This is a genomic window from Pantoea sp. EKM101V, assembly GCF_011800325.1.
Classification (GTDB): Bacteria; Pseudomonadota; Gammaproteobacteria; order Enterobacterales; family Enterobacteriaceae; genus Pantoea; species Pantoea anthophila.
Genome location: NZ_JAALFP010000015.1, coordinates 38,187 through 55,841, shown reverse-complemented (window position 1 = coordinate 55,841; position 17,655 = coordinate 38,187). Strand labels below are relative to the sequence as shown.

Below are 17,655 nucleotides of genomic sequence, written 5' to 3'. Positions count from 1 at the left end.
GGGAGAGCCTCTGCGGCCTCACACCCGCTGCTCACTCTGCTCCAGCACCGCCAGCGCCAGCCCGTTCGCCGGATCAATCCGGGTCGCGGGGAAGTGCAGCTGGGTGTGCGTGGCGGTAAAGGCGAAGGCGTTGCCATGCGCCGTGTCGCGCACCGCTTTGCAGAAAAGCTCGCTGGCGCTCCACGGGCAATCAATAATGATGGTGGCGGGGTTCAGCAGCAGCATGATCTGACTCAGCGCCGCACCGAGATAGCCACCCGCCTGGGTCATCACCGTATCCACCACGCGTGGCGCGCTGTCGCGGTTCTGCCAGCTCAGGCCAGGCTGATGCTGCGCCAGCAGCTGATTCACGGCAGGTTTGCTGACCAGCGCCTCCAGACAGCCGCGCCGGCCACAGCTGCAGCGTGGCCCGCCTGGCTGAACGATCAGATGTCCCGCCTCACCTGCCGTCCAGCTGTGCCCGGTAAAGACGTCGCCATGCTGGATCAGTGCGCCGCCGATGCCCTCGGCAATCCGCAGATAAAAATGCCCGCTCTCCACGGAGAGTCCGTGCTGCTCGACGGCCAGCAGCGCCGCCGCTTTGACATTGTTCATGATGCGGATGGGCAGGCGAACGTGTCTGCGCAGCGTGCTCAGCAGGTCAACATCCTGCCATTCAAGCGGCAGGGAGAGATGCATCCAGCCCCGGCGGGGATCGACGATGCCGGGAAAGCCAAGGCCGAAGCCAAGCAGATCGGGATAGCGCTCTGTCAGTTCCCGGCAGAGCATCGCCAGCTCCGCCAGCAGGCGGGTCGGGTTACTGGTCTCGGTGCGCAGCGTCTGTTCCGCCAGCACCTGCGAAAAGTAGTCGCAGACCCGCCAGTGGATGACGTTGCGTTCCACCATAATGCCCGCGCTCTTGAGCTTTTCCGGCCGCAGGGCGATGCCGATTTTAGGCCGTCCGGCGGCCGCCACGCTGACCGGTCCCAGCTCCTCAATCAGCCCCTGATCCAGCAGGTCATCGATGATGAGCGAGACGGTGTTCTTACTGAGTTCCAGTGCCTCCGCCAGATCCTGACGCGACGTGACGCGCAGTTTACGTAACCGGGCCATTACCCGTTTCTGATTGTTCAGTCGCAGGAGTGCAGGGCCTTTGCCGTTTGTTTTCATCACGGATCCACCCAACAGAGGAGACAGATTTCAGTGTATCAGCCCGTGAGAAACGTTGATCTGACACTTTTGTGTGCTGTTTCACACAACCTCGCTATCAGGGATAACCCTCGGCAGCAGGCGGGCGGGTAAGCGAAACGGTGCGCGTTTCGGATAAGAGGGAGAGAACGAGAGGACAGCGGTGCGGCCCCGGAAGGAGAGCCGCACCAGCGGAGAGAGGCGTCAGCGCGCGGTGGAATTAATATTCGTCGCCGCGCACCCGGCTGCGGTAACTTTCCCAGTCAAACCGCACCCACAGGCTGTTGCCAAGCCGCATACGATCCATCACGCGCTCGCCCAGCAGGGCATTCATACCGGCATGGTCGAGGTTCGATAACATGCCGGTCGGGCGTTTGGAAGAGGAGCGGCGATCGACGATCTGGTTAATGATCACTTTTTCATAGCGCGATTCGCTCTGCATACCGATCTCATCGATCACCAGCAGGTCGACACTGCTCAGATCCTGAATCAGCCGCTCTTCGGTAATGCCGCTGCTGCCGCTGAAGGTGCCCTTCATGCTCGACATCAGGTCAGCGACCGTCACGATCAGCACGCTTTTGCCGCGCAGGATCAGGTCATTGCCGATCGCCGCGGCCAGATGGTTCTTACCGGTGCCGGGACGTCCTGAAAAGACAAAGCTGGCGATGCTGCCGTCAAATTCTGCGGCATACTGCCGTGCCAGCTCCAGCGCCTTACGCTGGCCCTCATTCTCAACCCGGTAATTATCAAACGAGCAGTTGATATGCAGTTCGCGAATGCCGGAACGGCCCATCACGCGCTGCATTTTCATGGCGCGGTTCTCGCGTACTATCGCCTCTGAGCGCAGGCGACCCTGCTCCTGATTCCACGCCAGCAGCTCCTGGCCATTGGCAAATTTGGGGCGGGTGCCTTCAGGCATCATTTTTTTCAGACGGCTAAAGAGATCGTTTGGCGTTTTCATCATTCACCTCGGAAACCATCGGGAATGGTACGGTCAGGATCGGGCAACTGGGTGATATCACGCTTCGGTTGCCCGCCATTTGCGGCGCGGTTCATCTGGATGCTGCGCGCCAGTTTCTGCTGCCACTGGACATGATGGAACATCCGGCCTTCCGCCTGCCAGTAGGCGACAAAGGCCGCCAGCTCGCCCGGCGTGACGGCTTCAGCCAGCGCCACGCCCCAGATCGCGGCCTGGCGCGTAAAGTCGGCATCCGGCTGCCAGCCCGGATACATGGCGAACTTCCCGGCCGGTGTGTGGATCGCGGCGGGCGCATCGTCATACAGGCTGTCATCCAGCGCCACATCATTCGGTTGCCGGGCGGCAGCTTCCAGCGCCAGCAGCTCGGCCAGACGCGCCGGGGTGATGGCATACATCACCGGCGCATAGTTATCTAACACCGCCAGCGTGCCCTTTTCCGCCTGCTGCAGGGCAGTCAGCGGATCCTGTCGGAAGGCATCCAGGCCAATGAGCGTTGAAGTTAAGATTTTAGCTGACATGAAAAGACCTGAGGTTAACGAACACCTTGCGCCGGGAACCTGTCGCCGGCGCAGAAGGGGTTATTGTACCTTTTTTAACGGAGGGGATCGCTTAAAAAGCAGGAGTGCGGGTCAGTGTGAGGTCACCGGCGACGTGGCATGGCGGGCCGGTGCAGATTCCGGTGCGCGCACGGTAAGGGCGGCAGCGGCGGGGCGGGTCTGCCATACATAGCGAACCGAGGCGAGCCAGCACAGGCTGTATCCCAGCAGCTCAGTCCCCTCTTCGGCCATGTTTTTCACCACCCGGTTGTAATCCCCCAGCATCAGGTGCTGCCACAGCACATGCACACCAAACAGCCGGGAGAAGACCAGCACCACTAAAAAGCCGGAGGCCATGACCGGCCAGCTGCGGTGCTGCACCAGGGCAGCCAGCGCATGCACGCTTTTTTTCGGCGTGCGCAGCGCCACGGCCAGTGAGCCCGCGGTGACGGCCAGCGCAAACCAGACCCAGCTGCCATGCTGAATGGCATCAAACACGAAGTCGAGTTCACGGATCAGCATACAGGCGTAAAAACCGGCGACCAGCGTCAGCGCGCCGCGCTGATCGGGACGGCGTCGGGCCGCGATAAAAAAGAGTGCGGCGATGGTCGCCAGCATCACTTCCTGAGTGGTTTCGGTGAATGAGGTCTCATGCAGTGCGTCGTTCATCCAGGCGACGTCGATGTAGACAGGAACGATGGTGAGGGCAAGAAACAGGGCTGCCAGCAGAAAAACCGCGATTTCGCGGCCAATAAGAGTGAGATCGTTGCGCATAGTGTTACCAGTATAATGATTAGCAGGCTCATTATATTTTAAACGCCCGACCGCCTTTCTCTTTTTATGCCCCGCTCAGAAGCTGGCGCTGAAGCCGAAGCTGTAAAGTTGCTGTTCCTGATTATTCAGCGCTTCGTTTTGTGAAAATGAGGCGAAAGCCGCCAGATTGTCGTTCAGCGGCAGCTGCGCCCCGATACTCAGGTCGATGCCCTCGCTCTGATCCGGGCCGTTCGTCGCCTCGCGGCGGGGAGTCTGGGGTGTCTCCGCCAGCAGATAGCGATAGCTGAGCTGCGCCCAGGGCGATATCCATCCCTGCTGCGAATCGATGCGCCAGCCGACGCTGGCACTCTGCTCGCGACTCTGCTGATCGCTGTAGTCACATTGCAGACAGTTCATGGGTTGCGGATCGACGGCATACTGCGCCACCGGCCCGGTGGTGAGCGACGGCGCAACAGGCATCTCCACGCCAGCCCGGTAGCGTTTTCCCAGCGGGGTGGTGCCTGCGCTGCCGGTTTCACTGTGCAGCGCGATGGGTGAGGCGGTGGGAGAGTTAATGGCGGCTTCAAACAGGGCGCGGTTTTCATCACTGAAGGTGAGGGGCGTCAGCGCGATCTTCTCTGCCAGTATCGTATCGTAGTCCGGCAGAAAGTCGGCGTGCGGGGGCGCAGAGAGGCCGCTCCGGGCAAAAGCCGGTGCCATTAAGATTAACAGCCATGCAGCACAGCAGGTTCTCAGACCTTTCCAACCGCTTTTCGGCGACATCTCTTCTCCAGGCAGGGCTGAAGTTATTATCCGGCGTCGTAATTAAAATTCGCGCTGTCTCTGTTATTTAACCGCTGATCGTTTAACTATCAACCGATTAATTTTAAGATCAAGCGGACCGCTAAAATATTCTCGTTAAAAGGAACAAAGCGATGCAACGATGTGGTTGGGTAACACAGGATCCCCTCTATCTGGCTTATCACGACAGGGAATGGGGGGTAGCGCAGAGAGACAAGCGTGCGCTGTTTGAGATGCTCTGTCTGGAAGGACAGCAGGCGGGACTCTCCTGGATCACCGTGCTGAAAAAGCGGGAAAATTATCGCGCGGCGTTTCACCAGTTTGATCCGCAGGCGATTGCGCAGATGGACGCGCCAGCGATCGACCGGTTGCTGCTGAACAGCGGCATTATCCGCCATCCCGGCAAAATCGCCGCCATTATCGCGAATGCCCGCGCTTACCTGGAAATGGAGGCGAAAGGTGAGGATTTCAGCCATTTCGTCTGGCAATTTGTCGATAACGTGCAAATCGTTCACCATTATCCCGACTACAGCCTGGCCCCCACCACGTCAGAGCAGGCCATTGCGCTCTCAAAGGCGTTAAAGCAGCGTGGTTTTAAATTCATCGGCCCGACAATCTGCTATTCCTTTATGCAGGCCTGCGGGCTGATAAACGATCATCAGAGCAACTGTTTCTGCCATCCTGATGCCATTACCCGCTGATTCTCCATAAATCAGGATTTTTCCTCATACATCCCTGTTCCACAGGCGGCATAATCGTGCCACTTATGGGGAAGGTTTTCCCCTGTGTCTCGACTGTAAGGGAACAAAAATGCAGAAGAAATTAATCGCGATCACCCTGTTACTGAGCGGCAGCCTGGCCCTGCCTGGCTGCACCACCAATCCTTACACCGGTGAATCACAGGCGGGTAAGTCAGGCGTAGGCGCTGGCCTGGGCGCATTAGTGGGTGCCGGTGTCGGCGTGCTTTCATCGTCGAAGAAAGATCGCCGTAAAGGTGCTCTGATTGGTGCCGCAAGCGGCGCGGCACTGGGCGGTGGCGTGGGCTACTACATGGACGTGCAGGAAGCGAAACTGCGTGACAAGATGCGCGGCACCGGCGTCAGCGTGACCCGTAATGGCGATAACATCGTCCTGAACATGCCCAACAATGTCACCTTCGACTCCAGCAGCAGCAATCTGAAACCCGCAGGCGCGAACACCCTGACCGGTGTTGCAATGGTGCTGAAAGAGTATCCAAAAACGGCGGTAAACGTCGTGGGTTACACCGACAGCACCGGCACCCGTGCGCTGAATATGCGTCTCTCTCAGCAGCGTGCTGAAAGTGTCGCCAGCGCGCTGATCGTGCAGGGCGTGGCCAGCGATCGCCTGCGTACGCAGGGGGCAGGCCCGGATAACCCGGTTGCCACCAACAGCACCGAAGCCGGCAAAGCGCAAAACCGTCGCGTTGAGATCACACTCACCCCGCTGGGCTAACCGTGGTCGCCCCCTCCCGGGGGCGCCCTTTTTTCTGGAAAGTCTCACGTTAAAAGCACCAGAAAGCGTTCTGTGGATAGAGCCAGCAGAGGCTTTATGGTAGCCTGATCAAAAATTGATCAGTGGAAATTCCCCTATGTCTCTTAAAGCCATCGCGGCGGTTTTAGGTCTCTCTGTCACCACCGTCAGCCGCGCCCTCAATGGTTACCAGGATGTCGCTCAGGAGACGCGTAAACGCATCGAAGCGGAGGCGCAACGGCGCGGCTACCGGCCTAATGCGGCGGCCAGACGGCTGAAAACCGGTCGCGCTAATGCGGTGGGCCTGGTCTGTCCGTCGGGGGCTTCGCCTCTGAGTGGCAGCGATTTCAGTGACATGTTACTGGCACTGGAGCATCATCTGGCCGCTTATGATATTAACCTGCTGCTGCTGACAGATAAGCAGCAGAATCCTCCGGCGCTCACCCGCCTGTTGCGCAGCGGGGCTGTCGATGCCCTGATTATCGGCCACACCCGGCCAGATGACTGTCGGCTTCATGCGCTGCTGCAGACCGATTTTCGCTTTCTGACGCTGGGTCGCAGCGATCTGCCCGCAACCTATGCCTGGTTTGATGTTGACCACCTTGCCGGTTCGCAGCTGGCGGTGGAGTGGTCGCTGGCACAGGGACGGCGGCGGATCGCCTGGCTTGGCAGTGAGGAGAACAGCAGCCGCGCGCGCGACCGGCGTCAGGGCTATCTGACGGCGCTGGGTGATCTCGCGCCTTATGCGATGGCGGCAGTGGCACCGACGCGCCGTGCCGGCTATCAGCAGACCCGGCAGTGGCTGGCAGAGGGGCCGATGCCGGAGGTGATCATCACCGACTGTGGTGCGCTGGCGGAAGGCGCGGCTGTGGCGCTGCATCAGGCCGGACGCGCAGCGGGTGAGGATGCCATCCTGCTGGCAGGCTGGGAGGGATTACCGGGGGATGCGATTCTCGATCATCCCATTGTCGCGATTCGTCAGGCAACGCCACATCAGGCTGGAGAGCAGGTGGCGGAGATGATTGTCCGGCTGATCGAGGGTGCGCCGCCGGAGACGTTACAGACCCTGTGGCAGCCCTGGCTGCAATTACCGGCGTAGCGCTTTTTGCTCCGGGCTGCGCTTGTGCTAGTCTCTGCCGAATTTATAATTTTGCAGGATATCTCATGAAAACCAGGCCGCCTCGCGCCACCATCAGCGATGTTGCTCACGCGGCTCGGACCGGTAAAACCAGCGTTTCACGTTATCTGAACGGTGAACTGCATCTGCTCTCCGCCGATCTGAAAGCGCGGATTGAACAGGCGATAGCGGACCTCAGCTATCGTCCGAGCCAGATGGCACGCGGTCTGAAACGCGGGCGTACGCGCCTGATTGGGCTGATTATCGCCGATATCACCAACCCCTATTCCGTCGATGTCATGAGTGGCATTGAAGCCGCCTGTCGTGAGCAGGGCTTTACGCTGCTGATGTGTAATACCAACAACGAAGTGGATCTGGAGCAGCACTACCTCCAGCTGCTGAGCAGTTATCAGGTTGAAGGCATCGTAGTCAATGCGGTCGGGATGCGCGAAGAGGTGCTGAATCATCTGCAGCAGTCCCTGCTGCCGATGGTGCTGATTGACCGCAAAATCCCCGATTTTCCCTGCGATGTGGTGGGCCTGAACAACGCCGAAGCCGCCGAAACCGCTACGCGCCATCTGGTCGACAATGGCTATGAGGCACTGATGTTTCTCAGTGAGCCGCTGGGCAGTGTCAACACGCGCCGCGAGCGTCTGCAGGCGTTCCGCCATCTGCTGGCGGCGCATCCGCAGGTTGAGCATCAGAATGTGGAAGTGGTGCTGCATCAGCCCGAGGCGCTGGACGCGGCGCTACTGGCATTCCATCAGCAGCATGCGGGCAAACGCTGTGCGGTAATGGTCGCCAACGGGGCGCTGACGTTGCAGGTGGCGCGATCGCTGCAGCGACTCAACCTGCAGTGGGGCCGCGATATCGGCCTGCTCGGTTTCGATGAGCTGGAGTGGGCGGCGCTGGCCGGTGTCGGGATTACCACGCTGAAACAGCCGACCTGGCAGATTGGCTTCAGTGCGCTGGAGCGACTGATTGCCCGTATTGATGGCAGTGACCTGCCGGTTGCCGAACAGGTGTTCTCCGGCGAACTGATCGTTCGCGGCTCCAGCCAGCCGCTTCCCTGAGATTCAGGTTTGTTCTTACTTCGGGCTGTGCGGGCAAATCAGAGAGTGTGCCGTTAAGGTATTGTCGAAAGGGACGAAAGAAGCCTGCTCAGGACAGGCTTCTTACTGGCTTACAAAGGCAGGCCGGAAAGAGTTAAATTAACAGCACACACGCTGAGAGGGCCTGGGCCTGGCGTCGAGAAAACTTTTATATTATCAAACCATTCATCCGGGCTTCCCCCGAAGATAATAAAGTTTTTTTCTGGCTCGCCTGAATTACTCATATTCACGGCGCCAGCAACGCGTTCGGCTTCTGACTTATCTATGTTTCTCATTTCGATCTCCTTAATTTGCATCCGTGTAGTCGTATATTTTCGATAACCTTTTCTAAGGATTCCTGCCTGAGGATGTCGCCCGTTAATAGCGTTACAGGCAGAGCTTTATATTCTTTTCTTACTTGTATTTTGTCTATCTCTTTTTTCTGCCAAAGACCGCATGCCGCAAAGGCTTTACTTTCAGGCGTGGCGGTTGCAGATTCCATCACACTTTCAAATATCTTTACGGAGTTGTTATCTTTTAAAGCTTTTTCGTATATCATTTGTTGCGGCATTTCCTTCGCAATAAATCCATTGAAGCCCATCGAAAATAGAGTGGCAGTGGAGAGTTCCTTTTTTATGTCCTGATCGGGTTGGGCTGAAACCGTTGTTAATCCTGAAGCAAGTAATAATGTTATTAAAATCCATTTCATCTGCAAAACCTCCGTTTGCTATCTTATTACCGACTATAAATGACGCTGAGCAATAATAGGATGGAAATAAAGGAATTAAATTTAACAGCATCATAAAATGACGGTTTTTGTTTTTTCCGATCCGTTTTTGCATTAATCCCGCTAACGCTTTTCAGTGACGATGACTTCATAGCTATCCGCATCCCTCTTAACATGATAAAAATCCTCACTTTTTTCCTTCATCGGAGCTCTCTGATATGCACTTAGCGTACAATCCTGCGTTTGTAAGCCTCAGACCTCTCTTCGTGCTCGCTTCGTGAGCACGATCATAGTTTCACAGTTTGCTGCTTTGCTTTGGAACCGGTTCCATTTAGGGTTTTTGTATCCGCTACGCGCAAAAACCTGCCATGGAGCAGAACATGAAACCTGACATCATTGTGGTGACCGCCGCTTATGGCCATGCGCAGATCGCCGCACTCGGCGGCCAGACTGCGCTGCTGCCGATCATTCAGCAGGCTGGTGCTGATGGCGTCGAAATTCGCCGCGAATTGCTTGATGACGCGGCGCTGGCCGATCTGCCCGCACTGGCGCAGGCGGTGGCACAGCATCAGCTTCAGGCCAGCTATTCGGTGCCCGATACGCTGTTTTGTGACGGCGGCGAAATCAATCCGCGCATAACCCACTACGTTGAAGAAGCACGCCAGTTAAATGCGCAGCGGCTGAAAGTCGCGCTGGGACATTTCACCGGCGCACTTCACCGTGAAACGCTGCAGGCGCATCTGGCAGCACTGCCGTGTGAACTGACGGTGGAAAACGATCAGACCGAACAGGGCAAACTCGCACCCTCCGTCGCGTTTTTCACGGCGATCAGAGAAGCCGGGCTACCGATCACGATGACCTTCGACATGGGGAACTGGTGCTGGACCGGCGAAAACGCCTTCCAGGCCGCGCAGCAGCTGGCCGCGCAGGTCGGCTATGTGCACGTCAAAGCCGCCGTTCCGCATCAGGAGAGTTTCCGGGCAATTGCGCTGGATGAGGCGGACGCTGGCTGGCGTGACCTGCTGCAACAGCTGCCCGGCTCGGTGCCGCGCGGTATTGAATTTCCGCTGGAAGGCGACGATCTGATTGCGGTGACGCGCCACTATGTGTCGCTGCTGCGCAATGTGTAAGGAGTAAAAATGAGTCATCACACCCAATATCACACCGGTCCGCTTGATGTGGTCACCATCGGCGAAGCGATGGCGATGTTTGTCGCCCGTGAAACCGGCGATCTCGCCGCCGCAGAGACCTTTGTTAAACGCGCAGCAGGCGCAGAACTCAATGTCGCGACCGGCCTGGCGCGTCTTGGCCTGAAAGTGGGCTGGGTCAGCCGGGTTGGCGATGACGCCTTTGGTCGCTTTATCTGCCAGCAGCTGAAAAAAGAGGGCATTGACCACGCCCGGGTCACGGTCGATAACCGTTATCCCACCGGTTTCCAGCTGAAATCCAAAGTCGATGATGGCTCTGACCCGCTGGTGGAGTATTTCCGTAAAGGCTCGGCGGCCAGCCATCTGTCGGTTGACGATTTTGACGCGGACTACTTTGGCTCGGCACGCCATCTGCACCTCAGCGGGGTGGCGGCAGCGCTCTCAGAGAGTTCACTGGAACTGCTGAAGCACACGGCCAAAGAGATGCGCGCGCGCGGGAAAACCATTTCGTTTGATCCGAATCTGCGGCCGGTGCTGTGGCGCAGTGAAGAGGAGATGCGTAAGCAGCTCAATCTGCTGGCGGAGTATGCCGACTGGGTACTGCCAGGCGAAAAAGAGGGGCTGATCCTGACCGGCTACCGTCAGCCGGAAGCGATTGCAGATTTTTATCTCGATAAGGGTGTGAAAGCGGTCGTGATTAAAACCGGTTGTGACGGCGCCTGGTACAAAACCGCACAGGGTGAACAGGGACAGGTGGCGGCGATAAAAGTCGACAACGTGGTCGACACCGTAGGGGCCGGTGACGGTTTTGCCGTCGGCGTGATCAGCGCCCTGCTGGAAGGTCAGACGTTGCCGCAGGCGATTCGCCGCGGCAACAAAATTGGTTCGATGGCGATTCAGGTCATTGGTGACAGCGAAGGTCTGCCGACGCGTCAGCAACTGGGCGACGAGTAGTTCACGCGCCCCTCTACAGACACAGGAGTTCCCGATGAAAAAGCAGACAATCGCGCCAAAACGCTGGTGGTTCATCATGCCCATCGTGTTTATCACCTACAGCCTGGCGTATCTTGATCGTGCAAACTTTAGCTTCGCCTCTGCCGCCGGGATTAATGACGATCTCGGCATCACCAAAGGCATGTCCTCGCTGCTGGGCGCGCTGTTCTTCCTGGGATACTTCTTTTTCCAGATCCCGGGCGCAATTTATGCCGAACGCCGCAGCGTGAAGAAACTGATTTTTGGCTGTCTGATCCTGTGGGGTGGCTGTGCATCGCTGACCGGTGTGGTCAGCAACATTCCGATGCTGGCAGCGATTCGCTTTGTGCTGGGCGTGGTGGAAGCGGCGGTGATGCCGGCCATGCTGATTTACATCAGCAACTGGTTTACCAAATCGGAACGTTCGCGCGCCAATACCTTCCTGATCCTGGGGAACCCGGTCACCGTGCTCTGGATGTCGGTGGTGTCGGGCTATCTGATCGAATCCTTCGGCTGGCGTGAGATGTTTATCATTGAAGGGATTCCGGCGGTCATCTGGGCGATTGCCTGGTGGTTCCTGGTGCAGGATAAGCCGTCTCAGGCGCGCTGGATGAGCGATGCAGAGAAAGCGGCCCTGCAGGCTGAGCTGCAAAAAGAGCAGGAAAACATCAAGGCGGTGCGTAACTACGGTGAAGCGTTCCGCAACCGTAATGTGATCATCCTCTGCCTGCAATATTTTGCCTGGAGCATCGGTGTGTATGGCTTTGTGCTGTGGCTGCCGTCGATTCTGCGTAACGGCACGCAGATGGGCATGGTTGAAGCGGGCTGGCTGTCAGCGGTGCCTTATCTGGCGGCAACCATTGCGATGGTCGTGGTCTCCTGGGCGTCGGACAAAACCCAGAATCGTAAGCTGTTTGTCTGGCCGCTGCTGCTGGTGGGGGCGCTGGCGTTCCTTGGCTCTTACCTGGTCGGCTCAAGCAACTTCTGGGCCTCCTACACCCTGCTGGTGATTGCCGGTGCCGCGATGTATGCGCCTTACGGACCGTTCTTCGCCATTATTCCTGAGATGCTGCCACGCAACGTCGCGGGCGGGGCAATGGCACTGATCAACAGTATGGGTGCACTGGGGTCATTTATCGGGTCCTGGATCGTCGGCTATCTTAATGGGGCGACCGGCAGCCCGGCAGCCTCCTACATCTTTATGGGTTCGGCTCTGCTGGTGTCGGTGTGGCTGACGCTGATAGTGAAACCGGCGCAGAACAAAGCGCCGCCGCTGCGGGGCGCAAAACCGGCCTGAAAGCGTAAACGCTGAAGCGGGCTGGCCCGGTGCAGCTCCACAACGCCTGCACCGTTCGCACAGGCCTTGCCGGGCCTGTACGGAGGCCGCCCAGGCGTAAACGTCAGCCTCTGTTTTCTCCGGGCGGCCCGCAAGCCGCCCGCTACTTATTTGTTTGATCGGGAGCCACTGAATGAAACCCGCTGTAATTCTCTATAAAAAACTGCCTGACGACCTTTATGCACGCCTGGCTGAACAGTGTGACGTGACGGAAGTGAGCAATCTTTCGCCAGAGAGCCAGCAGCAGCACGCTGCGGCGTTCCGCCAGGCCGAGGGCCTGCTGGGATCGGGCGGAAAAGTGAATGGCGAGCTGCTGGCGAACATGCCTAATCTGCGCGTCTGCTCCAGCGTCTCGGTGGGCTATGACAATTTTGACGTGGCGGCGCTGAATGCGCGTCATGTGGTGCTGATGCACACCCCGACCGTGCTGACGGAAACCGTGGCTGACACCATGATGGCGCTGGTGCTGAGCACCGCGCGTCGGGTGCCGGAGCTGGATGCCTGGGTCAAAGCGGGCCACTGGCAGAAGAGCATCGGACCGGCGCAGTTCGGCATCGACGTACACCATAAAACGCTGGGCATTCTCGGCATGGGACGGATCGGGATGGCGCTGGCGCAGCGCGCCCACTTTGGCTTCGGCATGAAAATCCTCTACAACGCGCGCCGTGAGCATGAGGAAGCGCAGTCGCGCTTTGGCGCGCAGCGCTGCGAACTGAAAGAGCTGCTGCAGCAGAGTGATTTTGTCTGCATCAGCCTGCCGCTGACTGACGAAACCCACCATCTGATTGGGGCCGCCGAGCTGGAACTGATGAAGCCGGATGCGGTACTGATCAACGCCGGTCGCGGGCCGGTGGTGGATGAGAAGGCGCTGATCGCCGCGCTGCAGGCGGGCAAACTGCACGCCGCCGGGCTGGATGTGTTTGAGCAGGAGCCGGTTCCTGCCGACTCTCCGCTGCTGTCGCTGCCGAACGTGGTGACGCTGCCGCACATCGGTTCTGCTACCCACGAAACCCGCTACGGCATGATGCAGGATGCGGTAGAGAATCTTATCGCCGCGCTCGGCGGAAACGTCGATAAAAACTGCGTTAACCCTCAGGCGCTGAAATAATCGCCACGCCTTTCCATTGCGCCCGCCGATGGCGGGCGTTATGGTGAACCCCCGATTCGCAATCACAAATTTTTAACCGCTATGTCCTTTTCTCAGTTCGGCGACAAATTTACCCAACATTCCGGCATTTCACGTCTGATGGAAGATATGGGCGCAGGCCTGCGTACGCCCGGCACCATCATGCTTGGCGGCGGTAATCCGGCGCAGATCCCGGCCATGAACGACTACTTTCAGCAGCTGCTGCAGCAGATGCATGAGGAGGGCAAACTCAGCGAAGCACTGTGCAATTACGACGGCCCGCGCGGCAAAGCGACGCTGCTGGAGTCGCTGGCCGGGCTGCTGCGCGACCAGCTTGGCTGGCCGATTACCGCGCAGAATATCGCGCTGACCAACGGCAGTCAGAGCGCCTTCTTCTATCTGTTTAACCTGTTTGCCGGTCGTCGCGCCGACGGCAGCAAAAAGCGGGTGCTGTTTCCGCTGGCGCCTGAGTACCTTGGCTATGCGGATGCCGGTCTGGAAGAGGAGCTGTTTGTGTCGGCGAAGCCGAATATTGAGCTGCTGCCGGAAGGACAGTTTAAATATCATGTCGATTTCGAGCATCTGCCGATGAACGATGAGGTAGGGCTGATCTGCGTCTCGCGTCCGACCAACCCCACCGGCAACGTGATCACCGATGAGGAGCTGATCCAGCTGGATGCGCTGGCGCAGCAGCATGATGTGCCGCTGCTGATCGATAATGCCTACGGCGTGCCGTTCCCCGGCATCATCTTCAGCGAAGTGCGTCCGCTGTGGAATCCCAACATTATTCTCTGCATGAGCCTGTCGAAACTCGGCCTGCCGGGCGCACGCTGCGGCATCATTATCGCAGACGAGAAGACCATCTCTGCGCTGAGCAACATGAACGGCATCATCAGCCTGGCCCCCGGCAGTATTGGCCCGGCCATCGCCAATGAGATGATTCGTCGCGGCGATCTGCTGCGGCTCTCTGAAGAGGTGATTAAGCCGTTTTATCAGCAGAAGGTTGCGCAGACGATTGCGATCCTGCGTCGCCATCTGTCAGCAGAGCGCTGCCTGATCCACAAGCCGGAAGGGGCGATTTTCCTCTGGCTCTGGTTCCGCGATCTGCCGATCACCACGGAAACGCTCTATCAGCGGCTGAAAGCGCGCGGGGTGCTGATGGTGCCGGGCCACTTCTTCTTTCCGGGACTGGAGCAGGCGTGGCCGCACACCCACCAGTGTATGCGGATGAACTACGTGCCGGATGCGGAGAACATCGAGCGGGCGGTGCAGATTCTGGCGGAAGAGGTGGAGAACGCCTGGCGCGACAGCTAAGCCTGCGCGTCGGTTAACGACAGCTGGCACCACTGCGCCAGCTGTCGGATCGCCTGTTCCACTTCCGCATTCCAGCCAAAACCGGCATTCAGCCGGAAACAGTGATCGTAGCGCTGATCGGTGGCAAAAATATGGCCCGGCGCAATCCCGATGCCCGCGTTGCGCGCCTTGAGAAACAGCTCGCGCACGTTCAGCGCCTGCGGCGGCATGGCGACCCACAGCACATATCCCCCTTCCGGGTCGGAGACCGTTGTCCCGGCCGGAAATTCCCGCAGCACCGACTGACGCATTTCGCTGATTTGCCGAGCCAGTTCGCGCCGCAGCTTGCGCAGGTGAGCATCATAGCCGCCGCTGCACAGCAGTTCCGCCACCGCGGCCTGCGACAGCACCGAGGTGCCCATGGTGGAGGTATATTTCAGCGAGGCGATCTTACGCATGTAGTTGACGCTGTGGACCCAGCCGATGCGGATGCCGGGTGCCACGGTTTTCGAGAAGCCGCTGCAGAGAATGGCGTTGGGGCTGAAGGCACGCATCGGGAAAGGGCGACGCTCACCAAAGGCGGTATCGCCAAAAATATCATCCTCAATGATCACCACATCGTTTTCATCGGCCTGGCGCGCAATATAGGCTTTCTGCTCGTTGGGAATGCTTTTTCCCAGTGGATTGTTGACGTTGCACAGCGTCAGAAAGACCCGCACCGCTTTGCGCTGAAACAGACGGGTGAGGGTTGCCACATTCACATAGCCTTCCGGCCCGGCTTCCACTTCAATCACCCGTAAATTGAGGTTATGCAGCATCTGCAGCAGGACGAAATAGCAGGGGGACTCCACCGCCACCACATCGCCTGGCTGGGTGGTGGCGCGCAGTGACAGCGAGATCGCCTCAATACAGCCGTTGGTGATCAGAATATCGTCGGCGCTGATATTGCAGCCGTAATCGACTGCGCGCCGGGCAATCTCCGCTTTCAGCGGCGCATAGCCGGTGCCCTTCACCGTATTGCCGAGCAGGGCGGGTTTGCTGTAACCCATCTGGCGCATCAGCAGGCCAATCCGCCTGATCGGATAGAGGGCACTGTCGCCGTTCGCCAGATCGAGGCGCACCCGGCAGTCTGATCCGAGCATCGCCAGATGCAGTTCGGTCTGCTCATCCAGCGGGGCGATGGCGCGCGGCTGTTCGCTGACGGCGGGTAACGCACGCGAAGCGGGCCGCTGTGGGGCAACAAAAAAGCCCGACTTCGGGCGGGCGACGGCGTAGCGCTCATCTTCCAGCGTACGCAGGGTTTTCAGGGCGGTGGTGAGGCTGACATTGTACTGTGTCGCCAGGGTGCGCACCGAGGGCAGACGGCTGTCGGGTGCCAGTGAACCGGCATGGATCGCCTGTTTAATCTGTTCTGCTATCTGGCGATAACGGCTGCTCTGACTCTCCTGTTCCCCGATAACCCCGGTCATCTGTTCCACCCCATATCGCGCTGATCTGTGCATATTCAACAGAGTACATTCAAAGTACTTTAGGCTGCATCTCTTAATTATTCATGACGCTAAACGGCGCACAGCGCCCGGCTGCCGTCGGGCCTGTGGCCATAACGGCAGGCCGTTCACCTAAGGAAAATGTGAAAGATGAATAATCTGCCCGCCATGATGAAAGCAATGGAAGCGTATCTCTCACCGGCCATCATCGCGTCGGCTCAGCGCTGTTCGGCCCGTCTGCTGGCGGCGTTACCCGATAAGCAGCCTGAGAACAACCGCGTCCTGCTCGCCTATGGCGGCGGCAAAGACAGCAGCTACATGGTGGCTTACGTGCGCTACATTCAGGGGCTGATCTGGCAGCAGCAGGGCACCACCTTTCATCTGCGGGTCAGCACCAACCGTCACGCGGCGATGAACCAGAGCGTCATGGATAATATTCATCGCGTTTATCAGTCGCTGGCGATGCATGACGATGAACGGGTGACCTGTCTGGTGGTGGATGGTCTGCTGATCCGCCCTTTCGCCCGCGATCTGCCGATGCCGGACAGCGTGCGTGAGCAGAACCGCAACGATGTGCTGATGAATGGCCACCGCTTTCGCGCCGATGCGCGCTCCACCTTCTGCAACGCCTGCAACCTCAGCATGGTCAACTCCTTTGGCCTGGCGGCGGACTACAACGGCGGGGTGGATATGATTATCACCGGCGATTCGCCGCAGGAGCAGGCCGCCTATGTTGCCTGGGCGCGTCACCTCTCACGACTGTTTGATGCGCCGGTCGCGGAAAAAAGCCGTGGCTTCAGCGGGTTCCTGCAGACGCTGGATGGCGTCGCAGAGCGCTACTTCCGCGACATCTACGGGGCCGGCCAGCTCACCCCCGCGCACCGCATCACCCACCAGCTGGCGCGCGATCCGCTCTTCTTCAATATCTATCAGGACACGGCCTATGAAGCGGGTGCGCACTGGGCGCTGCTCAGCGACTTTATGGGCTTCCGGTTTGATGAACTGATGTTCAGCTTTTCTGAGTCCGACTGCGGTAACCCGACGCTGATGGCGCATCTGCGCGGACTGCGGGCCGAAACGCTCCTGCAGCGCAGCTACGCCGAGGGGATCCGGGAATATGTGCGCTTTGCGCTGGGGCTGATGGTGAAGAAGGATTTTCCCCCGCAGCTGATCGACGAGATGGCGGCGCGCTATCAGGATGACGCCGCGATCCGGCAGCAGCGGCAGCGCGCAGCCGCGTTCGCCGTGCAGGCGTTTGACCTCAGCGAAGCGCAGCTGATCTGCATGATCTACTCGCCCTTTCTGGGACAGGGCCAGCAGCTCGGTCACTGGCTGACCGGGCAGCAGATCGCGCTGGAAGAGGCCGCTATCCGCGACCTGCTTGAGCAACGCAGTCAGGACATCGCGCTGGCCAGGGCGTTAACGCACCTCTCCGGCATGACGCTGACACAGATGCGCCACTGCTGGCAGAGCAAGCCGGTCAGCTCGCTGCTGGAGGGAAAAAGCCCCGATCCCCTGTCGCGCGTGCTGCGCTTCGATCCCCATAAAGCGGTGATTCAGGTCAGTAACGGTGTGCTCAATGACACGGTGACAGAAGTCATCTCTGGGCGATAACCCGGTAAGGCGAGGCG

Annotated in this window: 18 protein-coding genes; 10 read left to right on the top strand and 8 right to left on the bottom strand. The window is 58.8% G+C overall.

Annotated elements, in window-relative coordinates; all coding sequences use genetic code 11:
- Positions 1-18 precede the first annotated feature (18 nt).
- From HFD92_RS19305 to HFD92_RS19285, 5 genes are all read right to left on the bottom strand, one after another.
- Complete coding sequence (locus HFD92_RS19305) at positions 19-1,149, bottom strand: ROK family transcriptional regulator (RefSeq protein ID WP_167429517.1); 1,131 nt, start codon at positions 1,147-1,149, stop codon at positions 19-21.
- Positions 1,150-1,387: 238 nt separating this feature from the next.
- Complete coding sequence (gene dnaC / locus HFD92_RS19300; protein ID WP_009088239.1) at positions 1,388-2,128, bottom strand: DNA replication protein DnaC; 741 nt, start codon at positions 2,126-2,128, stop codon at positions 1,388-1,390.
- On the bottom strand, positions 2,128-2,664 hold the full coding sequence (gene dnaT, locus HFD92_RS19295; RefSeq protein ID WP_009088241.1) for a primosomal protein DnaT: 537 nt from the start codon (positions 2,662-2,664) through the stop codon (positions 2,128-2,130). Before dnaT ends, dnaC begins: the two co-directional genes overlap by 1 nt.
- 111 nt (positions 2,665-2,775) lie before the next feature.
- Positions 2,776-3,456 (bottom strand): hypothetical protein, encoded by a 681-nt coding sequence (locus HFD92_RS19290; protein ID WP_167429516.1) that lies wholly within the window; start codon positions 3,454-3,456, stop codon positions 2,776-2,778.
- A 75-nt stretch (positions 3,457-3,531) separates the two neighbouring features.
- Positions 3,532-4,218, bottom strand: coding sequence for an autotransporter (locus HFD92_RS19285; RefSeq protein WP_167429515.1), 687 nt, complete (start codon positions 4,216-4,218; stop codon positions 3,532-3,534).
- Positions 4,219-4,370: 152 nt separating this feature from the next.
- Between HFD92_RS19285 and HFD92_RS19280 the strand changes: the two genes are divergently transcribed.
- The 4 genes from HFD92_RS19280 to HFD92_RS19265 all read left to right on the top strand — a co-directional run bounded on the left by HFD92_RS19280 (position 4,371) and on the right by HFD92_RS19265 (position 7,917).
- A complete protein-coding gene (locus HFD92_RS19280) occupies positions 4,371-4,937 on the top strand; it encodes a DNA-3-methyladenine glycosylase I (RefSeq protein ID WP_167429514.1) in 567 nt (188 codons plus the stop codon).
- Positions 4,938-5,046: 109 nt separating this feature from the next.
- Positions 5,047-5,709: an OmpA family lipoprotein gene (locus HFD92_RS19275; RefSeq protein ID WP_009088249.1), complete on the top strand. Its 663-nt coding sequence runs from the start codon at positions 5,047-5,049 to the stop codon at positions 5,707-5,709.
- 136 nt (positions 5,710-5,845) lie between these two features.
- Positions 5,846-6,826, top strand: coding sequence for a LacI family DNA-binding transcriptional regulator (locus HFD92_RS19270; RefSeq protein WP_140029603.1), 981 nt, complete (start codon positions 5,846-5,848; stop codon positions 6,824-6,826).
- A 65-nt stretch (positions 6,827-6,891) separates the two neighbouring features.
- Positions 6,892-7,917, top strand: coding sequence for a LacI family DNA-binding transcriptional regulator (locus HFD92_RS19265; protein WP_046100901.1), 1,026 nt, complete (start codon positions 6,892-6,894; stop codon positions 7,915-7,917).
- Positions 7,918-8,027: 110 nt separating this feature from the next.
- Here HFD92_RS19265 and HFD92_RS19260 read toward each other — a convergent pair whose 3' ends face one another.
- Positions 8,028-8,231, bottom strand: coding sequence for a hypothetical protein (locus HFD92_RS19260; protein WP_140029604.1), 204 nt, complete (start codon positions 8,229-8,231; stop codon positions 8,028-8,030).
- Positions 8,228-8,644 (bottom strand): MchS3 family protein, encoded by a 417-nt coding sequence (gene mchS3 / locus HFD92_RS19255; RefSeq protein WP_167429513.1) that lies wholly within the window; start codon positions 8,642-8,644, stop codon positions 8,228-8,230. Before mchS3 ends, HFD92_RS19260 begins: the two co-directional genes overlap by 4 nt.
- A gap of 398 nt (positions 8,645-9,042) precedes the next feature.
- Here mchS3 and HFD92_RS19250 point away from each other — a divergent pair, with 398 nt between their 5' ends.
- The 5 genes from HFD92_RS19250 to HFD92_RS19230 all read left to right on the top strand — a co-directional run bounded on the left by HFD92_RS19250 (position 9,043) and on the right by HFD92_RS19230 (position 14,558).
- Positions 9,043-9,792, top strand: a complete 750-nt coding sequence (locus HFD92_RS19250) for a hypothetical protein (RefSeq protein WP_033736115.1) — start codon at positions 9,043-9,045, stop codon at positions 9,790-9,792.
- A gap of 9 nt (positions 9,793-9,801) precedes the next feature.
- On the top strand, positions 9,802-10,764 hold the full coding sequence (locus HFD92_RS19245; protein ID WP_009088257.1) for a sugar kinase: 963 nt from the start codon (positions 9,802-9,804) through the stop codon (positions 10,762-10,764).
- A 34-nt stretch (positions 10,765-10,798) separates the two neighbouring features.
- Entirely contained in the window at positions 10,799-12,079 is a 1,281-nt protein-coding gene (locus tag HFD92_RS19240; protein ID WP_009088258.1) for an MFS transporter, read from the top strand.
- A gap of 172 nt (positions 12,080-12,251) precedes the next feature.
- Complete coding sequence (ghrB, locus tag HFD92_RS19235; RefSeq protein ID WP_009088261.1) at positions 12,252-13,226, top strand: glyoxylate/hydroxypyruvate reductase GhrB; 975 nt, start codon at positions 12,252-12,254, stop codon at positions 13,224-13,226.
- An 81-nt stretch (positions 13,227-13,307) separates the two neighbouring features.
- Complete coding sequence (locus HFD92_RS19230; protein ID WP_167429512.1) at positions 13,308-14,558, top strand: valine--pyruvate transaminase; 1,251 nt, start codon at positions 13,308-13,310, stop codon at positions 14,556-14,558.
- Here the strand turns inward: HFD92_RS19230 and HFD92_RS19225 are convergent.
- The gene (locus tag HFD92_RS19225; RefSeq protein ID WP_167429511.1) at positions 14,555-16,006 is read right to left on the bottom strand and encodes a PLP-dependent aminotransferase family protein; all 1,452 of its coding nucleotides are present in this window, start codon (positions 16,004-16,006) and stop codon (positions 14,555-14,557) included. The two genes, HFD92_RS19230 and HFD92_RS19225, sit on opposite strands and share 4 nt — an antisense overlap.
- Positions 16,007-16,174: 168 nt before the next feature.
- Between HFD92_RS19225 and HFD92_RS19220 the strand changes: the two genes are divergently transcribed.
- Positions 16,175-17,638 carry a hypothetical protein gene (locus tag HFD92_RS19220; RefSeq protein WP_167429510.1) on the top strand — a complete coding sequence of 488 codons (1,464 nt, stop codon included), beginning with the start codon at positions 16,175-16,177 and terminating at the stop codon, positions 17,636-17,638.
- Positions 17,639-17,655: the final 17 nt, after the last annotated feature.

Coding starts and splice junctions, on each gene's coding strand:
- HFD92_RS19305 (WP_167429517.1), bottom strand. CDS start 1,149: ATGAAAACAAACGGCAAAGGCCCTGCACTCCTGCGACTGAACAATCAG.
- dnaC (WP_009088239.1), bottom strand. CDS start 2,128: ATGAAAACGCCAAACGATCTCTTTAGCCGTCTGAAAAAAATGATGCCT.
- dnaT (WP_009088241.1), bottom strand. CDS start 2,664: ATGTCAGCTAAAATCTTAACTTCAACGCTCATTGGCCTGGATGCCTTC.
- HFD92_RS19290 (WP_167429516.1), bottom strand. CDS start 3,456: ATGCGCAACGATCTCACTCTTATTGGCCGCGAAATCGCGGTTTTTCTG.
- HFD92_RS19285 (WP_167429515.1), bottom strand. CDS start 4,218: ATGTCGCCGAAAAGCGGTTGGAAAGGTCTGAGAACCTGCTGTGCTGCA.
- HFD92_RS19280 (WP_167429514.1), top strand. CDS start 4,371: ATGCAACGATGTGGTTGGGTAACACAGGATCCCCTCTATCTGGCTTAT.
- HFD92_RS19275 (WP_009088249.1), top strand. CDS start 5,047: ATGCAGAAGAAATTAATCGCGATCACCCTGTTACTGAGCGGCAGCCTG.
- HFD92_RS19270 (WP_140029603.1), top strand. CDS start 5,846: ATGTCTCTTAAAGCCATCGCGGCGGTTTTAGGTCTCTCTGTCACCACC.
- HFD92_RS19265 (WP_046100901.1), top strand. CDS start 6,892: ATGAAAACCAGGCCGCCTCGCGCCACCATCAGCGATGTTGCTCACGCG.
- HFD92_RS19260 (WP_140029604.1), bottom strand. CDS start 8,231: ATGAGAAACATAGATAAGTCAGAAGCCGAACGCGTTGCTGGCGCCGTG.
- mchS3 (WP_167429513.1), bottom strand. CDS start 8,644: ATGAAATGGATTTTAATAACATTATTACTTGCTTCAGGATTAACAACG.
- HFD92_RS19250 (WP_033736115.1), top strand. CDS start 9,043: ATGAAACCTGACATCATTGTGGTGACCGCCGCTTATGGCCATGCGCAG.
- HFD92_RS19245 (WP_009088257.1), top strand. CDS start 9,802: ATGAGTCATCACACCCAATATCACACCGGTCCGCTTGATGTGGTCACC.
- HFD92_RS19240 (WP_009088258.1), top strand. CDS start 10,799: ATGAAAAAGCAGACAATCGCGCCAAAACGCTGGTGGTTCATCATGCCC.
- ghrB (WP_009088261.1), top strand. CDS start 12,252: ATGAAACCCGCTGTAATTCTCTATAAAAAACTGCCTGACGACCTTTAT.
- HFD92_RS19230 (WP_167429512.1), top strand. CDS start 13,308: ATGTCCTTTTCTCAGTTCGGCGACAAATTTACCCAACATTCCGGCATT.
- HFD92_RS19225 (WP_167429511.1), bottom strand. CDS start 16,006: ATGACCGGGGTTATCGGGGAACAGGAGAGTCAGAGCAGCCGTTATCGC.
- HFD92_RS19220 (WP_167429510.1), top strand. CDS start 16,175: ATGAATAATCTGCCCGCCATGATGAAAGCAATGGAAGCGTATCTCTCA.